The sequence below is a fragment of the Shewanella sp. Sh95 genome (genome assembly GCF_001308045.1).
Classification (GTDB): domain Bacteria; phylum Pseudomonadota; class Gammaproteobacteria; order Enterobacterales; family Shewanellaceae; genus Shewanella; species Shewanella xiamenensis.
The window spans coordinates 1-17557 of the sequence record NZ_LGYY01000121.1; the positions used below are offsets into that span (position 1 = coordinate 1).

The window sequence follows — 17557 nt, forward strand, 5'->3', positions numbered from 1 at the left end:
ATTTGCTTGGTGACAATAGCATTGTGGTCCCACCTGATCCCATCCCGAACTCAGAAGTGAAACGCAATCGCGCCGATGGTAGTGTGGGGTCTCCCCATGTGAGAGTAGGTCATCGCCAAGCGCCTAACTAAACAATGAAGCCAGCTGAATAAGCTGGCTTTTTTGTTTTTGATATTTTATTCAAGGCTTCCTCAACTTGTTTGTGCTCATCTTTAACTCTTGCTCAAAAGCTCAAAAGCTTGAGTCATGACGCATCTGTTTTACCGATCAATCTCAGTTTGCTGCAATTCTAGGGTGAAGCGTTTACAATGTCGCTTTTATCGCGGCAGAACATCATCATGTCTTTTCCATACTCGCTAAAACCGTTTAATACTTTTGGCGTAGAGCAATCCTGTTCATCATTGATTGAAGTCCATTCCAAGATGGAACTGCAAACGACTTGCTTATCTTTATATCAATCAAAGCAACCAATGCTTGTGCTTGGTGGTGGCAGCAATATCGTATTTACCGATGATTTTAATGGCACTGTAGTGCGAGTATTGTCTAAAGGTATTTCCTGCTCTGAAGATGACTCTCACTTTTATCTTGATGTTGAGGCGGGTGAAAACTGGCATGAATTGGTCCTATTTAGCTTAGAGCAGAATATGCCTGGACTCGAGAATTTAGCCCTGATCCCGGGCACAGTTGGCGCAGCTCCGATTCAAAATATCGGTGCTTATGGTGTTGAGTTTTGTGATGTTTGTGATTGGGTTGAATATCTTGATGTCGAGTCTGGCGACTTACTAAGGCTTACGGTCGATGAATGTGAGTTTTCATATCGCGAGTCGATATTTAAAGGCAGCTTACGCGACAAAGCTGTGATTACCGCTGTTGGTTTGCGCCTCCCTAAAGCTTGGCAACCAAAATTGGCCTATGGCCCGTTGCAATCATTTAACGCTGAGACGGTGACCCCAAGGGAGATTTTTGACCGTGTCTGTGAGGTGAGGAGTGAGAAGCTGCCGAATCCTGAGGTGCTAGGTAACGCTGGGAGTTTTTTTAAGAATCCAATCGTTAGCGCATCAGTTTATATTGAACTAGCTCAACGCTTTCCAAGCATTGTTGGTTATGCTCAACCCAATGGTGAGGTTAAACTTGCTGCTGGTTGGCTGATTGAGCATGCGGGTCTTAAGGGCTTTGCCCTAGGAAACGCGGGAGTGCATGCGAAGCAAGCCTTAGTATTAGTCAATTTAGGCCATGCAACTGGCCAAGATATTTGTCGATTAGCATTACATGTTATTGCGCGAGTGAATGAGGTTTTTGGCGTTAAGCTAGAAGCCGAGCCAAGAATTATGGGATTAACAGGGGAGACGAGTCTCGATGTCTGATAACTGGGTGAGAAAACGCGAAATACTGGGATTACTGTCGAGCGAACATTTTGTCTCAGGTGAAGAATTGGCGACACAACTGGGTATTTCTCGTGCGGCGGTGAGCAAGCATGTCGATGCTTTGGAAGACTATGGTGTGGCGATCTACAGTGTCAAAGGCCGCGGTTACAAGTTAGCTAATCCCATCTCCCTTATCGACTCGGCTCGTTTAATTCAGTCGATCGATAATCGATGCTTTTACTTTGATGAAATCCCGAGCACTAACGGCTTTATGTTAAGCCATACCAGTGAGCTTAAAAGTGGCGATGTATGTGTGGCTGAGTACCAGTCAGCGGGACGAGGACGTAGAGGACGAACTTGGGTGTCTCCCTATGGACATCATTTGTATTTCTCTCAGTTTTGGTCATTCCCCCAAGGGATGGCACAGGCCATGGGCTTAAGCCTAGTGGTGGCTTGTAGTTTAGTTGAGGTACTGAAATCCTTTGGTGTTGATAATATCGGCGTGAAATGGCCAAACGATATTTACCTTAATTATAAAAAGCTTGCTGGGATTTTAATTGAAATGTCCGGGCAGGCGGATAGCGAGTGCCAATTAATCATTGGTATTGGTGTTAACATGGCTATGTCGGAAGACCAAGGTAAGGGAATTGACCAGCCTTGGAGCGACTTGTCTAGCTTGACGGATATGCCAAATAAAACAGATCTCGTGATTGCACTACACAAACAGTTGAAGAGAGACATACAGTTGTTTGAGCGTGAAGGGCTGGCAGCCTTTAAAACGCGCTGGCAACAGGCAGATCTATTCCATGGTAAAGAAATTCGTTTACTCATGGGTGAGAATCACGTTGACGGCATCTGTCGAGGGATCGATGAACAAGGTGCAGTATTGTTAGAAACCGCCGATGGCATACAAGCCTATATCGGCGGAGAAATCAGTTTAAGAGCAAGATAAGATTATTTACGCAGTAAAACGTGTGACATCAAATGATCTTGTCCTTTTTGTAGGATCAGATGCGCTCGTTCCCTTGTGGGCTGAATATTGAGCTGCAAATTGGGACCGTTGATTGTGTCCCATATTTTCGCCGCTATAGTATAGGCTTCATCATCCGTCAGGCTAGCATAGTGATGGAAATAGGACTTTTCATCACTAAATGCCCCTTTGCGAAATTGCAAAAAGCGCTCTTGATACCATTGCTTCAATAAATGCTCTTCGGCATCGACATAAATCGAAAAATCGACAAAGTCGGAGACAAAGGGGCGCCGTATATCGACTGGCGAATCTAAACCTGTTTGTAAAACATTCAGTCCTTCGAGGATCAAAATATCGGGCTGCGAAACGGTTTGATGCTGGCCGCGAATACGATCGTAAGTCACGTGGGAATAGATAGGCGCATTTACATGGGCTTGCCCGGATTTTACCGCCGAAATAAATTCGACCAACATCTTCATATCGTAACTTTCAGGAAAGCCTTTGCGCTGCAATAGCCCTTTACGCTTCAAATCTGCCAGAGGATATAGAAAACCATCGGTCGTAACTAAATCGACTTTAGGATGCTCGGGCCACTGGCTTAGTAACGCCTGTAAAATACGCGCAGTGGTACTTTTACCCACGGCAACACTACCGGCAATGCTGATGATATAAGGGCTGCTTGAGGGCTTTTGCCCGAGAAACTCATCAAGGACTAAACCACGTTGTTGTTTGGCTTTTACAATTAAGTTAAGCAACCTGCTCAGAGGCAAATAAATATCAGTGACTTCGGAGAGCGAAACCTTCTCATTGATACCCCGAAGATTCTCCAAGTCTTGTTCACTCAGCGTCATTGGCACTGCGTCCCTCAAAACAGACCATTGTGCGCGCTCAAAGGCAAGATAGAGTGCTTTTTGAATTGGATTTTTTGACGTCATTGGCTTTCCTCGGCTTAGGAATCGCACAGTACACCATGACTTAAGTATCGACAATATAAAATCAATTCATGAAGCTCGGTTTCTAGCTCTTCTAGCCTTATTTACTGGATAAATGCTTGCCAACAACAGTTTGAGGGTAAAAAAGCATCATTTGATTGCTTTTTTTAAACAAATCGTCGATTTTCGCTTGCACTTGGGCACACATTTACCTAATATCCCGTTCCGAAATGATTTGCCGGCATAGCTCAGTTGGTAGAGCAACTGACTTGTAATCAGTAGGTCCCGAGTTCGACTCTTGGTGCCGGCACCATTTTACTGGAGGGGTTCCCGAGTGGCCAAAGGGATCAGACTGTAAATCTGACGGCTCCGCCTTCGAAGGTTCGAATCCTTCTCCCTCCACCATTTTCTAGGTAGTTAGGTAGCCTTAGTTAGGTTGCGCGGGCATCGTATAATGGTATTACTCCAGCCTTCCAAGCTGATAACGCGGGTTCGATTCCCGCTGCCCGCTCCAAATTTAGTTGCTGATATGGCTCAGTTGGTAGAGCACACCCTTGGTAAGGGTGAGGTCGGCAGTTCGAATCTGCCTATCAGCACCAGCCTTTCTGAATTAAGCTCCTATACCTAAATTAATCGGTTCGATGTCATTTATATGCATCGGATTTTTTCTATATGTATGTTTTCATCACCAAGACTCTTGGATTGAGGCAATACCATGGCTAAAGCTAAATTTGAACGTTCTAAGCCCCATGTTAACGTGGGCACCATCGGTCACGTTGACCATGGTAAAACCACTCTGACTGCAGCTATCTCTCACGTACTGGCTAAGACCTACGGTGGTGAAGCTAAAGACTTCTCTCAAATCGATAACGCTCCAGAAGAGCGTGAGCGCGGTATTACCATCAATACCTCTCACATCGAGTATGACACCCCAACTCGCCACTACGCACACGTAGACTGCCCAGGCCACGCTGACTATGTTAAAAACATGATCACTGGTGCTGCACAGATGGACGGCGCGATCCTGGTAGTTGCTTCTACAGACGGTCCAATGCCACAAACACGTGAGCACATCCTGCTGTCTCGTCAGGTTGGCGTACCATTCATCATCGTATTCATGAACAAATGTGACATGGTTGACGATGCTGAGCTGTTAGAATTAGTGGAAATGGAAGTACGTGAACTGTTATCAGAATACGACTTCCCAGGTGATGACTTACCAGTAATCCAAGGTTCAGCTCTGAAAGCGCTAGAAGGCGAGCCAGAGTGGGAAGCGAAGATCCTTGAGCTGGCAGCAGCTTTAGACTCTTACATTCCAGAACCAGAGCGTGATATCGATAAGCCATTCCTGATGCCAATCGAAGACGTATTCTCTATTTCTGGCCGTGGTACAGTAGTAACAGGCCGTGTAGAGCGTGGTATCGTTAAAGTGGGCGACGAAGTAGAAATCGTTGGTATCCGCACTACAACCAAGACAACTTGTACTGGCGTAGAAATGTTCCGTAAGCTGCTTGACGAAGGTCGTGCAGGTGAGAACTGTGGTATTTTATTACGTGGTACTAAGCGTGATGACGTAGAACGTGGTCAAGTATTATCTAAGCCAGGTTCAATCAACCCTCATACTACTTTTGAATCAGAAGTTTACGTTCTGTCAAAAGAAGAAGGTGGTCGTCACACTCCATTCTTCAAAGGCTACCGTCCACAGTTCTACTTCCGTACAACTGACGTAACCGGTACTATTGAACTGCCAGAAGGCGTAGAGATGGTAATGCCTGGTGACAACATTAAGATGGTTGTTACGCTGATTTGCCCAATCGCGATGGACGAAGGTTTACGCTTCGCAATTCGTGAAGGTGGCCGTACAGTAGGCGCTGGTGTTGTAGCTAAGATCATTGCTTAATAGCAATTGTGATTAGAAAAAAGGAAGCTTAGGCTTCCTTTTTTGTTTAAGTCGATTATTTAGTGGGTTTTGTGGGTTGCAACTGTTGTGCATCCTTGCTAACAAAGTCGAATCAGAATACAATCTATGGCCGATTTTTGACCCTGAGCTTATGCAACATGCGTTTCTAAGGGTATTCGGGATTCAGAGTATCTAAAGCGTATTGTAACTGGGTCGTATGTCCCTAATTATTGTGCTCAAGCTCAGGCCGTATTGAGTAACGGAATAACCGATGACAACAAATACTGAAAACCAGACTAACTCTCTGGATATCGTGAAGTGGGGTTTAGCGATCCTATTGCTGGCCGCTGCTGTTATTGGCAATCAAATGTATAGCGAGGCGAGTGCCGTGATCCGCGCACTGGCTGTTATCGTTGCATTCGCTATTGCTGGTTTTATTGCCCTGCAAACCGAAAAGGGTAAAAAAGCTTTAGCATTCGCGCGTGAGTCGCAAATTGAAGTGCGTAAGGTCGTATGGCCAACACGTCAAGAAGCGCTTAACACCACTTTTATTGTCCTTGCTGCAACAGGTATCTTAGCTCTCATTTTATGGGGTTTAGATGCAGTGTTAATGCGAATTGTCAATTTTATCACTGGCGTATAGGCACCTCGAATGACTGAAGCTAAAGAAGCTAAAAAAAGATGGTATGTAGTGCAGGCATTCTCTGGCTATGAAGGCCGAGTTTGTAAGTCACTGATTGAATACATTAAAATGCACGGCATGGAACAATACTTCGGTGAAGTCTTAGTTCCGACTGAAGAAGTCATTGAAATGCGTGCAGGCCAGCGTCGTAAGAGCGAGCGTAAGTTTTTCCCTGGTTATGTTTTGGTCCAGATGGAAATGAACGATGATAGCTGGCATTTAGTCAAAAGCATCCCGCGTGTTTTAGGCTTTATTGGCGGAACATCTGATCGTCCTGCTCCAATTTCAGATAGAGAAGCGGATGCTATTCTGCGTCGCTTACAAGAAACCACAGCTTCGCCAACTCACCGCGTTATTTTTGAGCCAGGCGAAGTGGTGCGTGTATGTGATGGTCCATTTGCTGACTTTAACGGTACCGTTGAAGAAGTGGATTATGACAAGAGCCGCGTAAAAGTGTCGGTAATGATCTTCGGTCGTTCTACACCAGTTGAGCTCGATTTTAGTCAGGTCGAAAAAGGCTGATTAAATTAAATACAAAATCCGTTTGGCAACGGGTGCGGATTTCTATATAATCCGCACCCGTTGTTTTCGGGGGAGCATGTTGGCATGTCGCTGATATGCGTTTGAACCCAAACTGAGGAAATGTCAGATGGCAAAAAAGATTGATGCTTATATTAAGCTACAAGTGAAATCAGGTTCTGCGAACCCTTCACCACCAGTTGGTCCAGCTCTGGGTCAGAAAGGTGTGAACATCATGGAATTCTGTAAAGCGTTCAACGCTCGTACAGAAAAAATGGAAAAAGGCATGCCTATTCCAGTCGTGATCACTGTATACAGTGACCGTTCATTCACTTTCGAAACTAAGACACCACCAGCTTCTTACTTACTGAAGACTGCTGCAGGCCTGAAATCAGGTTCTCCACGTCCAAACACTCAGAAAGTAGGTACTATCGCTCGTGCTAAGATTCAGGAAATTGCTGAAATGAAAGCCGCCGATATGACTGGTGCTGATATTGAAGCGATGACTCGCTCAATCGAAGGTACTGCGCGTTCAATGGGTTTGGTTGTAGAGGGTTAATATAATGGCAAAACTAACTAAACGCATGCGCGTAATCCGCGAGAAAGTTGACGGTACTAAATTATACGAAATCAACGACGCTGTTGCTTTGTTAAAAGAATTAGCAACTGCTAAGTTCGTTGAAAGTGTTGACGTTGCTGTTAACCTGGGTATCGATCCACGTAAATCTGACCAAAACGTTCGTGGTGCAACTGTGTTGCCACACGGTACTGGTCGTGACGTTCGCGTTGCAGTATTTACACAAGGTGCGAATGCTGAAGCTGCTAAAGCTGCTGGTGCAGAACTTGTTGGTATGGATGATCTGGCTGAGAAAATCAAAGCCGGTGAAATGAACTTCGACGTAGTTATCGCATCTCCAGACGCAATGCGCGTTGTTGGTATGTTAGGTCAAATTTTAGGCCCACGTGGCTTAATGCCTAACCCAAAAACTGGCACAGTAACGCCTAACGTTGCTGAAGCAGTTAAGAACGCTAAAGCAGGTCAAGTTCGTTACCGCAACGACAAGAACGGTATTATCCACACTACTATCGGTAAAGTGGATTTCACACCAGTTCAATTGAAAGAAAACTTGGAAGCGTTAATCTCTGCACTGAAAAAGGCTAAGCCTGCAGTTGCAAAAGGTGTATACGTGAAAAAAGTAAGCATCTCCACCACTATGGGTGCAGGTGTTGCTGTTGACCAAGCTTCTCTCGAAACAGCTAACTAATTTTACAAGGTGAGTGCATTAGTCTATAATGCGCGCACTTTGTGGGTTGAAGCCTATTTTTGATGCTTTAAGCATCATTAATTAGGCTTCCGTCCAAGACCGCAGGTGTTTACTTTAACGGTTTACTTAATTTCCTGCGTAGACGGTGTCAGGCCCCAGCTAAATTTTTTTACTGGATAATCTGCACCGTAAGTCACTAAATACATAAGTATTTAGTATGGTAAATACTAGGGAATACCCTAGGTAGAATCCAGGAGTAAAGCCAATGGCATTAAGACTCGAAGACAAAAAAGCGATTGTTGCTGAAGTCAACGAAGCTGCCAAAGGTGCGCTATCTGCAGTTGCCGCTGATTCTCGCGGTGTAACTGTAGGTGCTATGACCGGTCTGCGTAAAAAAGCTCGCGAAGCTGGTGTTTATGTACGTGTAGTACGTAACACTCTGGCTCGTCGTGCTGTTGAAGGTACTGCATTTGAGTGCCTAGCAGAAACGTTCACTGGCCCAACTTTGATTGCTTTCTCTAACGAGCACCCAGGTGCTGCAGCTCGTCTGTTAAAAGACTTTGCTAAAGAGCAAGCTAACTTCGAAGTTAAAGGCGCAGCCTTTGAAGGGAATTTCATCCCTGCAGCTGACATTGATCGTTTGGCGAAACTGCCAACATACGAAGAAGCACTAGCACAGTTAATGATGACTATGAAAGAAGCATCTGCTGGCAAGTTCGTTCGTACACTGGCCGCCCTGCGCGATCAAAAACAAGAAGCCGCTTAATTTCAAGCTGGCTGCTTAATAGAATTGAATTCAGAACAATAGGAAACATTTGTTATGTCTATCACTAAAGACCAAATCTTAGAAGCCTTTGCAGCTATGTCTGTAATGGAAGTTGTTGAACTGATCGAAGCAATGGAAGAGAAGTTCGGCGTTTCTGCCGCTGCTGCTGTTGTTTCTGGTGGTGGCGAAGCTGCTGCTGCTGTTGAAGAGCAAACAGAATTCAACGTAATTCTGACTGCACACGGCGACAACAAAGTTGCAGTTATTAAAGCCATCCGTGGCGCAACTGGTTTAGGCCTGAAAGAAGCTAAAGCAATGTCTGAAGCTGCTCCAGTAGCAGTTAAAGAAGGCGTTTCTAAAGAAGAAGCTGAAGCTCTGAAGAAAGAACTAGTTGAAGCTGGTGCTTCAGTAGAAATCAAGTAAGCTATTATTTAGCTTGCTCACCCAAGCCACTTGGGTGGAGGCTGGCGGTTTTTTAACCGTCGGCCTTTTTTGCGCTATATGCGCCGGCGATTTTTTTTCACCGTTTGTCGCCAGATTTTGCAGTCCCTAGCAGAGATTACTGGTTAGGTTCTTGCCATCAACGGTGATGGGCAAACGTGCTGAATGTAATAACTCAGGTTATTGATTCAGTCTTGGTCACATCTCGTAAGCAGAGGAAACCCATGGTTTACTCCTATTCTGAAAAGAAGCGTATTCGCAAAGACTTTGGTAAGCGTCCACAGGTGTTGGATATTCCTTACCTTTTGTCTATTCAGTTAGACTCTTTTAAGAAGTTCACCGATCAAGATCCTACCGGTGAGCGCGGTCTTGAAGCCGCCTTCCGTAGCGTTTTTCCCATCAAGAGCTTTTCTGGTAATTCAGAACTGCAATACGTCAGCTATAAGCTTGGCGAGCCTGTTTTTGATGTGAAAGAGTGTCAGATCCGTGGTGTTACATATTCAGCTCCACTGCGCGTTAAATTACGCATGGTGTTGTATGACCGTGAAGCAGCGGCCGGCACTGTAAAAGATATTAAAGAACAAGAAGTCTACATGGGTGATATCCCATTGATGACTGACAACGGTACCTTTGTTATCAACGGTACTGAGCGTGTAATCGTTTCTCAATTACACCGCAGCCCAGGCGTATTCTTCGATCACGACCGTGGTAAAACCCACTCATCAGGTAAGGTGCTCTATAACGCACGTATCATTCCTTACCGTGGTTCATGGTTAGACTTTGAATTCGATCCTAAAGATGCACTATTCGTACGTATCGACCGTCGCCGTAAATTACCAGCGACCATCATTCTGCGTGCATTAGAGTACTCTACTCAAGAGATCCTTGACCTGTTCTTCGAACGTGTTGAATTCAAGATCAAGAAAGATACTTTGGTTATGACCTTAGTCCCTGAGCGTCTGCGTGGCGAAACCGCCAGCTACGACATCAAGGATGCTGAAGGTACTGTATTGGTTGAAGCGGGCCGTCGCGTGACGGCACGTCACATTCGCCAACTCGAAAAAACCAACACCACTGAGCTCGAAGTACCAGTTGAGTACATCGTGGGCAAATATGCTGCTCAAGATTACATCGATCCGGACACGGGCGAAGTATTAGTTTCTGCTAACAGTGAAATCAGCTTAGAAGACTTAGCGAAGTTATCACTGGCAGGCATCAAAGAGTTGAGCACGTTATACATTAACGAGCTGGACCACGGTGCTTACATCTCTGACACTCTGCGTATTGATCCAACCACTAACCGCTTAGAAGCGTTAGTTGAGATCTACCGTATGATGCGTCCTGGTGAGCCACCAACCAAAGATGCAGCAGAAGCCCTGTTCCAAAACTTATTCTTCAGCGAAGAACGTTATGACCTGTCGAAAGTCGGTCGTATGAAGTTCAACCGTCGTCTCAGCATTCCTGATGACGAAGGTAGTGGCGTACTGTCTAAAGAAGACATCGTTGCAGTAATGAAGAACATCATTCACATCCGTAACGGCTTCGACGAAGTGGACGATATCGACCACTTAGGTAACCGTCGTATTCGTTCTGTGGGTGAGATGGCTGAAAACCAATTCCGTGTTGGTCTAGTCCGTGTTGAGCGCGCCGTGCGTGAACGTCTGTCATTAGGCGATCTGAACGAGCTGATGCCACAAGACTTAATCAACGCTAAGCCAATTTCTGCTGCAGTGAAAGAGTTCTTCGGTTCTTCTCAGCTGTCACAATTCATGGACCAAAACAACCCGCTGTCAGAAGTAACGCATAAGCGTCGTATTTCTGCTCTTGGCCCAGGTGGTTTGACCCGTGAACGTGCAGGCTTCGAAGTCCGCGACGTACACCCAACGCATTATGGTCGTTTATGTCCAATTGAGACCCCTGAAGGTCCAAACATTGGTCTAATCAACTCATTAGCAAGCTTTGCCCGTACTAACTCATACGGCTTCTTAGAAACACCATACCGCAAAGTGGTAGACGGTGTGATCACTGACGAAGTGGAATACTTGTCAGCGATTGAAGAAGGTCGTTATGTGATTGCACAGGCGAACATCGAAGTTGACTCTGAAGGCCGCATGGTTGAAGAGCAGATCGCATGTCGTCACAAAGGTGAATCTACCTTTATGCGCGCGTCTGACATTCAATACATGGACGTATCGCCACAACAGATCATTTCTGTTGCTGCGTCACTGATCCCGTTCTTAGAACACGACGACGCCAACCGTGCATTGATGGGTGCGAACATGCAACGTCAAGCGGTACCAACATTGCGCTCTGAAAAGCCGCTAGTAGGTACGGGTATTGAACGCACGCTCGCTGTGGATTCTGGCGTAGTAGTCGCCGCTAAACGTGGCGGTGTGATCGATTACGTTGATGCGAGCCGTATCGTCGTTAAAGTAAATGAAGACGAGCTGCGCCCAGGCGAAGCGGGTATCGACATTTACAACCTGACTAAGTACACCCGTTCTAACCAAAACACGTGTATCAACCAACGTCCATGTTGTTCTGTTGGTGAGCCAGTCGTTCGTGGTGACGTGTTAGCAGATGGTCCGTCTACTGACTTAGGTGACTTAGCCCTTGGCCAGAACATGCGTATCGCGTTCATGCCTTGGAACGGTTACAACTTCGAAGACTCGATCTTAATTTCTGAGCGTGTTGCACAGGAAGACCGTTTCACCACTATCCACATTCAAGAGCTGTCTTGTATCGCTCGTGATACCAAACTGGGTAGCGAAGAAATCACGGCTGACATTCCAAACGTAGGTGAATCTGCGCTGTCGAAACTCGACGAGTCAGGTATCGTTTACATCGGTGCAGAAGTGAAGGGCGGTGACATTCTGGTAGGTAAAGTGACGCCAAAAGGCGAAACACAACTGACTCCAGAAGAGAAGTTACTGCGCGCCATCTTCGGTGAGAAAGCGTCTGATGTGAAAGACAGCTCACTGCGTGTACCTAACTCTGTTAAAGGTACCATCATCGACGTTCAGGTATTTACCCGTGACGGCGTTGAGAAAGACAAACGCGCCATTGAAATCGAAGAAATGCACATTGCCCAAGCTCGTAAAGACTTAGGCGAAGAGTTCAAGATCCTTGAAGAAGGCGTATTGAGCCGTGCGCGCAACTTATTATTAAGTGCCGGTTTCACTGAAGCACAGATCGCAGCATTGCCACGTAAAGATGTATTGGTTCAAGTCATTGATGATGAAGCCAAACAAACTGAGCTTGAGCAATTAGCTGAACAGCATGAAGAGCTGAAAGCAGACTTCGATAAGAAGTTTGAAATCAAACGTCGCAAAATCACCCAAGGTGATGACTTGGCACCGGGCGTACTGAAGATCGTTAAGGTTTACTTAGCGGTTAAACGTACTATCCAACCAGGTGACAAGATGGCGGGTCGTCACGGTAACAAGGGTGTTATCTCTAAGATTAACCCAATTGAAGACATGCCGTACGACGAGCAAGGCAACCCTGTGGACATCGTGTTGAACCCGCTAGGCGTTCCATCACGTATGAACATCGGTCAGGTTCTTGAAGTTCACTTAGGTGCTGCGGCTAAAGGTATTGGTAACAAGATTGCTGCCATGCTGGAAGATCAGCGCGAGAAGGGACTTGCAGAAGTTCGTAACTACATCAAGCAAGTGTACGAATTAGGTGACGAAGTGCAGCAGCGCGTTGACATCGATTCATTCACTGACGATGAGTTATTGCGCTTAGCGAACAACCTGAAAGGCGGTATCCCAGTTGCTACGCCAGCCTTCGACGGTGCTAAAGAGAAAGAGATCAAGCAGATGCTTGAGCTTGCAGGCTTGCCAACCTCTGGTCAGCTGAAATTATTTGATGGTCGTACCGGTAACGAATTTGAGCGTCCAGTAACTGTTGGTTACATGTACATGCTCAAACTGAACCACTTAGTTGACGACAAGATGCACGCCCGTTCTACCGGTTCGTACAGCTTAGTAACTCAACAACCATTGGGCGGTAAAGCTCAGTTCGGTGGTCAGCGTTTCGGGGAGATGGAAGTGTGGGCACTCGAAGCATACGGTGCCGCTTATACGCTTCAAGAAATGCTCACCGTGAAATCGGATGACGTTAACGGTCGTACTCAGATGTATAAGAACATCGTCGACGGTAACCATCAGATGCAGCCTGGCATGCCAGAGTCCTTCAACGTATTACTGAAGGAGATCCGTTCACTCGGTATTAATATCGAGTTGGATCAGGAATAAGCGTCGCCTTAAGGCAACGTTTGGCAACAGAATGGTGCTCCGCAGTCGCGGAGCACCCGGTTTAACTCCTTCAGGAGAGAAACGTGAAAGACTTATTAAAGTTTCTGAAACAGCAAAGCAAGACTGAAGAATTTAACGGCATCAAAATTGGTCTGGCATCGCCTGATCTGATCCGTTCTTGGTCTTTTGGTGAAGTTAAGAAGCCAGAAACCATTAACTACCGTACCTTCAAGCCTGAGCGTGAAGGTCTGTTCTGTGCGCGTATCTTTGGCCCAGTCAAAGATTACGAATGTTTGTGCGGTAAGTACAAGCGTTTGAAGCACCGTGGTGTGATCTGTGAAAAGTGTGGTGTAGAAGTTACCCAGACTAAAGTACGTCGTGAGCGTATGGGTCACATTGAACTGGCTAGCCCAGTTGCCCACATTTGGTTCTTGAAATCACTGCCGTCTCGTATCGGTTTAATGCTGGACATGACGCTGCGTGATATCGAGCGCGTACTGTATTTTGAATCTTTCGTCGTGATCGAGCCTGGCATGACCAGCCTTGAGCGTGGCCAAATGCTGACAGAAGAAAACTATCTGGACGCATTAGAAGAGTACGGTGACGAATTCGAAGCCAAGATGGGTGCTGAAGCGGTATTAGAACTGCTGCGCGCAATCGATCTTGAAAAAGAAATCGAACAAATGCGTGAAGAGCTGCCATCAATCAACTCTGAGACTCGTCGCAAGAAAGTGACCAAGCGTCTTAAGTTGATGGAAGCGTTCCACACTTCTGGTAACAAGCCAGAGTGGATGATCTTAAAAGTACTGCCTGTGTTACCACCTGACTTACGTCCGCTGGTACCGCTCGATGGCGGCCGCTTCGCGACGTCAGATCTGAACGATCTGTACCGCCGTGTGATCAACCGTAACAACCGTTTGAAGCGTCTGTTAGATTTAGCTGCGCCGGACATCATCGTACGCAACGAAAAGCGTATGTTACAAGAGTCTGTTGATGCGCTATTAGATAACGGTCGTCGTGGTCGTGCTATTACCGGTTCTAACAAACGTCCTCTGAAATCTTTGGCCGATATGATCAAAGGTAAACAAGGTCGTTTCCGTCAGAACTTGTTAGGTAAGCGTGTTGACTACTCTGGTCGTTCGGTAATTACCGTAGGTCCTACTTTACGTCTGCACCAATGTGGTCTTCCTAAGAAGATGGCACTGGAACTGTTCAAGCCATTCATCTATGGCAAGCTGGAAGGTCGTGGCTTAGCGACAACCATCAAAGCGGCTAAGAAGATGGTAGAGCGTGAAGTGGCGGAAGTTTGGGACGTTCTGGATGAAGTGATCCGCGAACATCCAGTGATGCTTAACCGTGCACCAACACTGCACAGACTCGGTATCCAAGCGTTCGAACCTGTACTGATTGAAGGTAAAGCCATCCAGTTACACCCACTCGTTTGTGCGGCATACAACGCCGACTTCGACGGTGACCAAATGGCTGTACACGTACCGTTAACACTGGAAGCGCAGCTTGAAGCCCGTGCCCTGATGATGTCTACCAACAACATCCTGTCACCAGCCAACGGCGAGCCTGTAATCACTCCATCACAAGACGTGGTATTAGGTCTGTACTACACCAGCCGTGAGCGTATTAACGGCCGTGGTGAAGGTATGTACTTTATGTCTGTTGCTGAAGTTGAAAAAGCTTATGCAACTGGCGCTGCTGAACTGCATGCCCGCGTGAAAGTGCGTATCACTGAAACCGTTATCGGTGACAATGGTGAGCGTACTGAACAACGTCGTATCGTAGATACTACAGTCGGTCGTGCTCTGCTGTCATTGATTCTGCCAGCAGGTTTGTCATTTGATCTGGTTAACCAGAACATGGGCAAAAAGCAGATTTCTAAGCTGTTAAACACCTGTTACCGTCAATTAGGTCTGAAAGATACCGTTATCTTCGCTGACCAACTGATGTATACAGGTTTCCGTTACGCCACTATCTCTGGTGCATCTGTCGGTATCGACGACATGGTGATCCCAGCTGAGAAGTACACCTTAGTTGCTGACGCTGAAGCCGAAGTGCTCGAAATTCAAGAGCAGTTCCAATCAGGTCTGGTTACTGCCGGTGAGCGTTACAACAAAGTTATCGACATCTGGGCAAGTGCGAACGAAAAAGTTTCTAAAGCGATGATGGAAAACCTGTCAACTGAGACAGTGATTAACCGTGATGGCGTTGAAGAAAAACAAGCTTCGTTCAATAGCATTTACATGATGGCCGACTCTGGCGCTCGTGGTAGTGCTGCACAGATCCGTCAGTTAGCGGGTATGCGTGGTCTGATGGCGAAACCAGACGGTTCGATCATTGAAACGCCAATTACCGCTAACTTCCGTGAAGGTCTAAACGTACTTCAGTACTTTATTTCTACTCACGGTGCGCGTAAAGGTCTTGCCGATACTGCATTGAAGACAGCGAACTCGGGTTACCTGACTCGTCGTCTGGTAGACGTTGCTCAAGACTTAGTCGTCATTGAAGACGATTGTGGTACTCACGAAGGTCTAACCATGAAGCCGCTGATCGAAGGTGGTGATGTGGTTGAGCCATTACGTGAACGCGTACTGGGTCGTGTGGTTGCTGTTGATGTGTTCTATCCTGGCACTGAAGACGTACTGGCACCACGTAACACCCTGCTCGATGAAGCATGGTGTGACAAGTTAGAAGAGCATTCAATCGATGAAGTGATTGTTCGTTCAGTCATTACCTGTGATACCGATTTTGGTGTGTGTGCTGCCTGTTACGGCCGTGACTTGGCCCGTGGCCATATCATCAACCACGGTGAAGCGATCGGTGTTGTGGCTGCACAATCAATCGGTGAACCTGGTACACAGTTAACGATGCGTACGTTCCACATCGGTGGTGCTGCGTCACGTGCCTCTGCAGAAAACAACGTTCAAGTGAAGAACTCAGGTTCGTTGAAACTGCACAACGCTAAGTACGTAACAAACACAGACGGCAAGCTGGTTATCGTTTCTCGTTCTTCTGAACTGGCAATCATCGACGAATTAGGTCGTGAGAAAGAGCGTTATAAAGTGCCTTACGGTACTGTGCTCGAGAAGTTAGAAGAAGCATCAGTAGAAGCAGGCGATATCATCGCTAACTGGGACCCACATACTCACCCAATCATCACTGAAGTGGCGGGTAGTATTAAGTTCGTTGACATGATCGACGGCGTGACCATGACTCGTCAAACAGACGAATTGACTGGTCTGTCATCAATCGTGATCCTCGACGTGGGTCAACGTGGTTCAGCGGGTAAAGAAATGCGCCCAATGATCCGTCTGGTTGGTGCCGACGGTAGTGACCTGATGATCCCAGGTACAGAAGTACCAGCACAATACTTCTTACCAGGCAGTGCGATCGTTAACCTTGACGACAATGCGCAAATCGCCGTGGGTGACGCGTTAGCACGTATTCCACAAGAATCGTCTAAAACACGCGACATCACGGGTGGTCTACCACGCGTTGCCGACCTGTTCGAAGCCCGTAAGCCAAAAGAGCCTGCAATTCTGGCAGAAATCTCTGGTACCATCTCGTTTGGTAAAGAGACTAAAGGCAAGCGTCGTCTGGTGATTACACCTGCGGATGGCGGTGAACAGTACGAAGAGATGATCCCGAAATGGCGTAACTTAAACGTGTTCGAAGGTGAAAAAGTCGAACGTGGTGAAGTTATTGCTGACGGTCCAGAAGCGGCGCACGATATTCTGCGTCTACGTGGCATTCACAACGTAGCAAGCTACATTGTGAACGAAGTACAAGACGTATATCGTCTACAAGGCGTGAAGATCAACGATAAACATATCGAAGTGATCATCCGTCAAATGCTGCGTAAGTGCGTGATCACCTCTGCGGGTGACAGTGAGTTCTTAGAAGGCGAACAAGTAGAAGTGTCTCGCGTGAAGATCGCTAACCGCGACCTGATCGAACAAGGCAAAGTGCCTGCGACCTTCGAACGTGAACTGCTGGGTATTACCAAAGCGTCTCTGGCAACAGAATCGTTTATCTCTGCAGCATCGTTCCAAGAAACAACTCGCGTACTGACCGAAGCTGCCGTAGGTGGTAAGTCTGATAACTTACGTGGTCTGAAAGAAAACGTAATCGTTGGCCGTCTGATCCCAGCCGGTACTGGTTACGCTTATCACAAGACCCGTAACGATGCCCGTGCTAAGAAAGACGAGCCAGTTGTAGTGAATAAGATCACTGCAAGTGAAGCAGAACAAAACCTTGCAGACCTCTTAAACTTGGCTGGCAGCCAAGATTAAGTAATCAGTTTGTAACAAAAAGGCGCCGTTGGCGCCTTTTTTATTGGAATATGCCGCAAAAGTTGGCTATTTCTTGACAGTTAGGCTTTACCTTTCTAAAATTCCGCGTCCCACCATTGTGGGATATAGATTTTTCACACCTTATCGTTGAGTTT

Annotated in this window: 12 protein-coding genes, 4 tRNA genes and 1 rRNA gene; 16 read left to right on the forward strand and 1 reads right to left on the reverse strand. The window is 46.6% G+C overall.

Going from position 1 to position 17557, the window contains the following annotated elements; all coding sequences use genetic code 11:
- The first annotated feature begins 5 nt into the window (after positions 1-5).
- The 3 genes from rrf (at position 6) to birA (ending at position 2316) form a co-directional block, all read left to right on the forward strand.
- Positions 6-121, forward strand: a 5S ribosomal RNA gene (gene rrf / locus AEA42_RS08990).
- Between the two features lie 217 nt (positions 122-338).
- Positions 339-1364 carry a UDP-N-acetylmuramate dehydrogenase gene (gene murB / locus AEA42_RS08995; RefSeq protein WP_055647563.1) on the forward strand — a complete coding sequence of 342 codons (1026 nt, stop codon included), beginning with the start codon at positions 339-341 and terminating at the stop codon, positions 1362-1364.
- On the forward strand, positions 1357-2316 hold the full coding sequence (birA, locus tag AEA42_RS09000; protein ID WP_055647560.1) for a bifunctional biotin--[acetyl-CoA-carboxylase] ligase/biotin operon repressor BirA: 960 nt from the start codon (positions 1357-1359) through the stop codon (positions 2314-2316). Before murB ends, birA begins: the two co-directional genes overlap by 8 nt.
- 2 nt (positions 2317-2318) lie before the next feature.
- Here birA and coaA read toward each other — a convergent pair whose 3' ends face one another.
- Positions 2319-3269: a type I pantothenate kinase gene (gene coaA, locus AEA42_RS09005; RefSeq protein WP_037417855.1), complete on the reverse strand. Its 951-nt coding sequence runs from the start codon at positions 3267-3269 to the stop codon at positions 2319-2321.
- Positions 3270-3503: 234 nt separating this feature from the next.
- On the opposite strand from coaA, the gene AEA42_RS09010 reads away from it, so the two are divergent.
- The 13 genes from AEA42_RS09010 (at position 3504) to rpoC (ending at position 17402) form a co-directional block, all read left to right on the forward strand.
- Positions 3504-3579, forward strand: a tRNA-Thr gene (locus tag AEA42_RS09010).
- A 7-nt stretch (positions 3580-3586) separates the two neighbouring features.
- Positions 3587-3671 (forward strand) — tRNA-Tyr (locus AEA42_RS09015).
- A 35-nt stretch (positions 3672-3706) separates the two neighbouring features.
- A tRNA-Gly gene (locus tag AEA42_RS09020) sits at positions 3707-3780 on the forward strand.
- Between the two features lie 9 nt (positions 3781-3789).
- Positions 3790-3865: transfer RNA gene (locus tag AEA42_RS09025), tRNA-Thr, on the forward strand.
- Between the two features lie 116 nt (positions 3866-3981).
- Entirely contained in the window at positions 3982-5166 is a 1185-nt protein-coding gene (gene tuf, locus AEA42_RS09030; protein WP_055647561.1) for an elongation factor Tu, read from the forward strand.
- A 271-nt stretch (positions 5167-5437) separates the two neighbouring features.
- Complete coding sequence (secE, locus tag AEA42_RS09035; RefSeq protein ID WP_037418403.1) at positions 5438-5809, forward strand: preprotein translocase subunit SecE; 372 nt, start codon at positions 5438-5440, stop codon at positions 5807-5809.
- 9 nt (positions 5810-5818) lie between these two features.
- Positions 5819-6370: a transcription termination/antitermination protein NusG gene (nusG, locus tag AEA42_RS09040; RefSeq protein ID WP_011070606.1), complete on the forward strand. Its 552-nt coding sequence runs from the start codon at positions 5819-5821 to the stop codon at positions 6368-6370.
- 127 nt (positions 6371-6497) lie between these two features.
- A complete protein-coding gene (rplK, locus tag AEA42_RS09045; protein WP_037430687.1) occupies positions 6498-6926 on the forward strand; it encodes a 50S ribosomal protein L11 in 429 nt (142 codons plus the stop codon).
- A gap of 4 nt (positions 6927-6930) precedes the next feature.
- A complete protein-coding gene (gene rplA, locus AEA42_RS09050; RefSeq protein ID WP_011070608.1) occupies positions 6931-7632 on the forward strand; it encodes a 50S ribosomal protein L1 in 702 nt (233 codons plus the stop codon).
- A gap of 265 nt (positions 7633-7897) precedes the next feature.
- The gene (gene rplJ / locus AEA42_RS09055; protein ID WP_011070609.1) at positions 7898-8398 is read left to right on the forward strand and encodes a 50S ribosomal protein L10; all 501 of its coding nucleotides are present in this window, start codon (positions 7898-7900) and stop codon (positions 8396-8398) included.
- 54 nt (positions 8399-8452) lie between these two features.
- Entirely contained in the window at positions 8453-8821 is a 369-nt protein-coding gene (gene rplL / locus AEA42_RS09060; protein WP_007644333.1) for a 50S ribosomal protein L7/L12, read from the forward strand.
- A gap of 242 nt (positions 8822-9063) precedes the next feature.
- Entirely contained in the window at positions 9064-13101 is a 4038-nt protein-coding gene (gene rpoB / locus AEA42_RS09065) for a DNA-directed RNA polymerase subunit beta (protein ID WP_055647562.1), read from the forward strand.
- A gap of 83 nt (positions 13102-13184) precedes the next feature.
- The gene (gene rpoC / locus AEA42_RS09070; RefSeq protein ID WP_037418390.1) at positions 13185-17402 is read left to right on the forward strand and encodes a DNA-directed RNA polymerase subunit beta'; all 4218 of its coding nucleotides are present in this window, start codon (positions 13185-13187) and stop codon (positions 17400-17402) included.
- The last annotated feature ends 155 nt before the right edge of the window (positions 17403-17557 follow it).

What these genes read in the sequence shown, in the direction of transcription:
- murB (WP_055647563.1), top strand. Translation starts at nt 339, where the DNA reads ATGTCTTTTCCATACTCGCTAAAACCGTTTAATACTTTTGGCGTAGAG.
- coaA (WP_037417855.1), bottom strand. Translation starts at nt 3,269, where the DNA reads ATGACGTCAAAAAATCCAATTCAAAAAGCACTCTATCTTGCCTTTGAG.
- rpoB (WP_055647562.1), top strand. Translation starts at nt 9,064, where the DNA reads ATGGTTTACTCCTATTCTGAAAAGAAGCGTATTCGCAAAGACTTTGGT.
- rplJ (WP_011070609.1), top strand. Translation starts at nt 7,898, where the DNA reads ATGGCATTAAGACTCGAAGACAAAAAAGCGATTGTTGCTGAAGTCAAC.
- rplA (WP_011070608.1), top strand. Translation starts at nt 6,931, where the DNA reads ATGGCAAAACTAACTAAACGCATGCGCGTAATCCGCGAGAAAGTTGAC.
- rplL (WP_007644333.1), top strand. Translation starts at nt 8,453, where the DNA reads ATGTCTATCACTAAAGACCAAATCTTAGAAGCCTTTGCAGCTATGTCT.
- rplK (WP_037430687.1), top strand. Translation starts at nt 6,498, where the DNA reads ATGGCAAAAAAGATTGATGCTTATATTAAGCTACAAGTGAAATCAGGT.
- nusG (WP_011070606.1), top strand. Translation starts at nt 5,819, where the DNA reads ATGACTGAAGCTAAAGAAGCTAAAAAAAGATGGTATGTAGTGCAGGCA.
- tuf (WP_055647561.1), top strand. Translation starts at nt 3,982, where the DNA reads ATGGCTAAAGCTAAATTTGAACGTTCTAAGCCCCATGTTAACGTGGGC.
- secE (WP_037418403.1), top strand. Translation starts at nt 5,438, where the DNA reads ATGACAACAAATACTGAAAACCAGACTAACTCTCTGGATATCGTGAAG.
- birA (WP_055647560.1), top strand. Translation starts at nt 1,357, where the DNA reads ATGTCTGATAACTGGGTGAGAAAACGCGAAATACTGGGATTACTGTCG.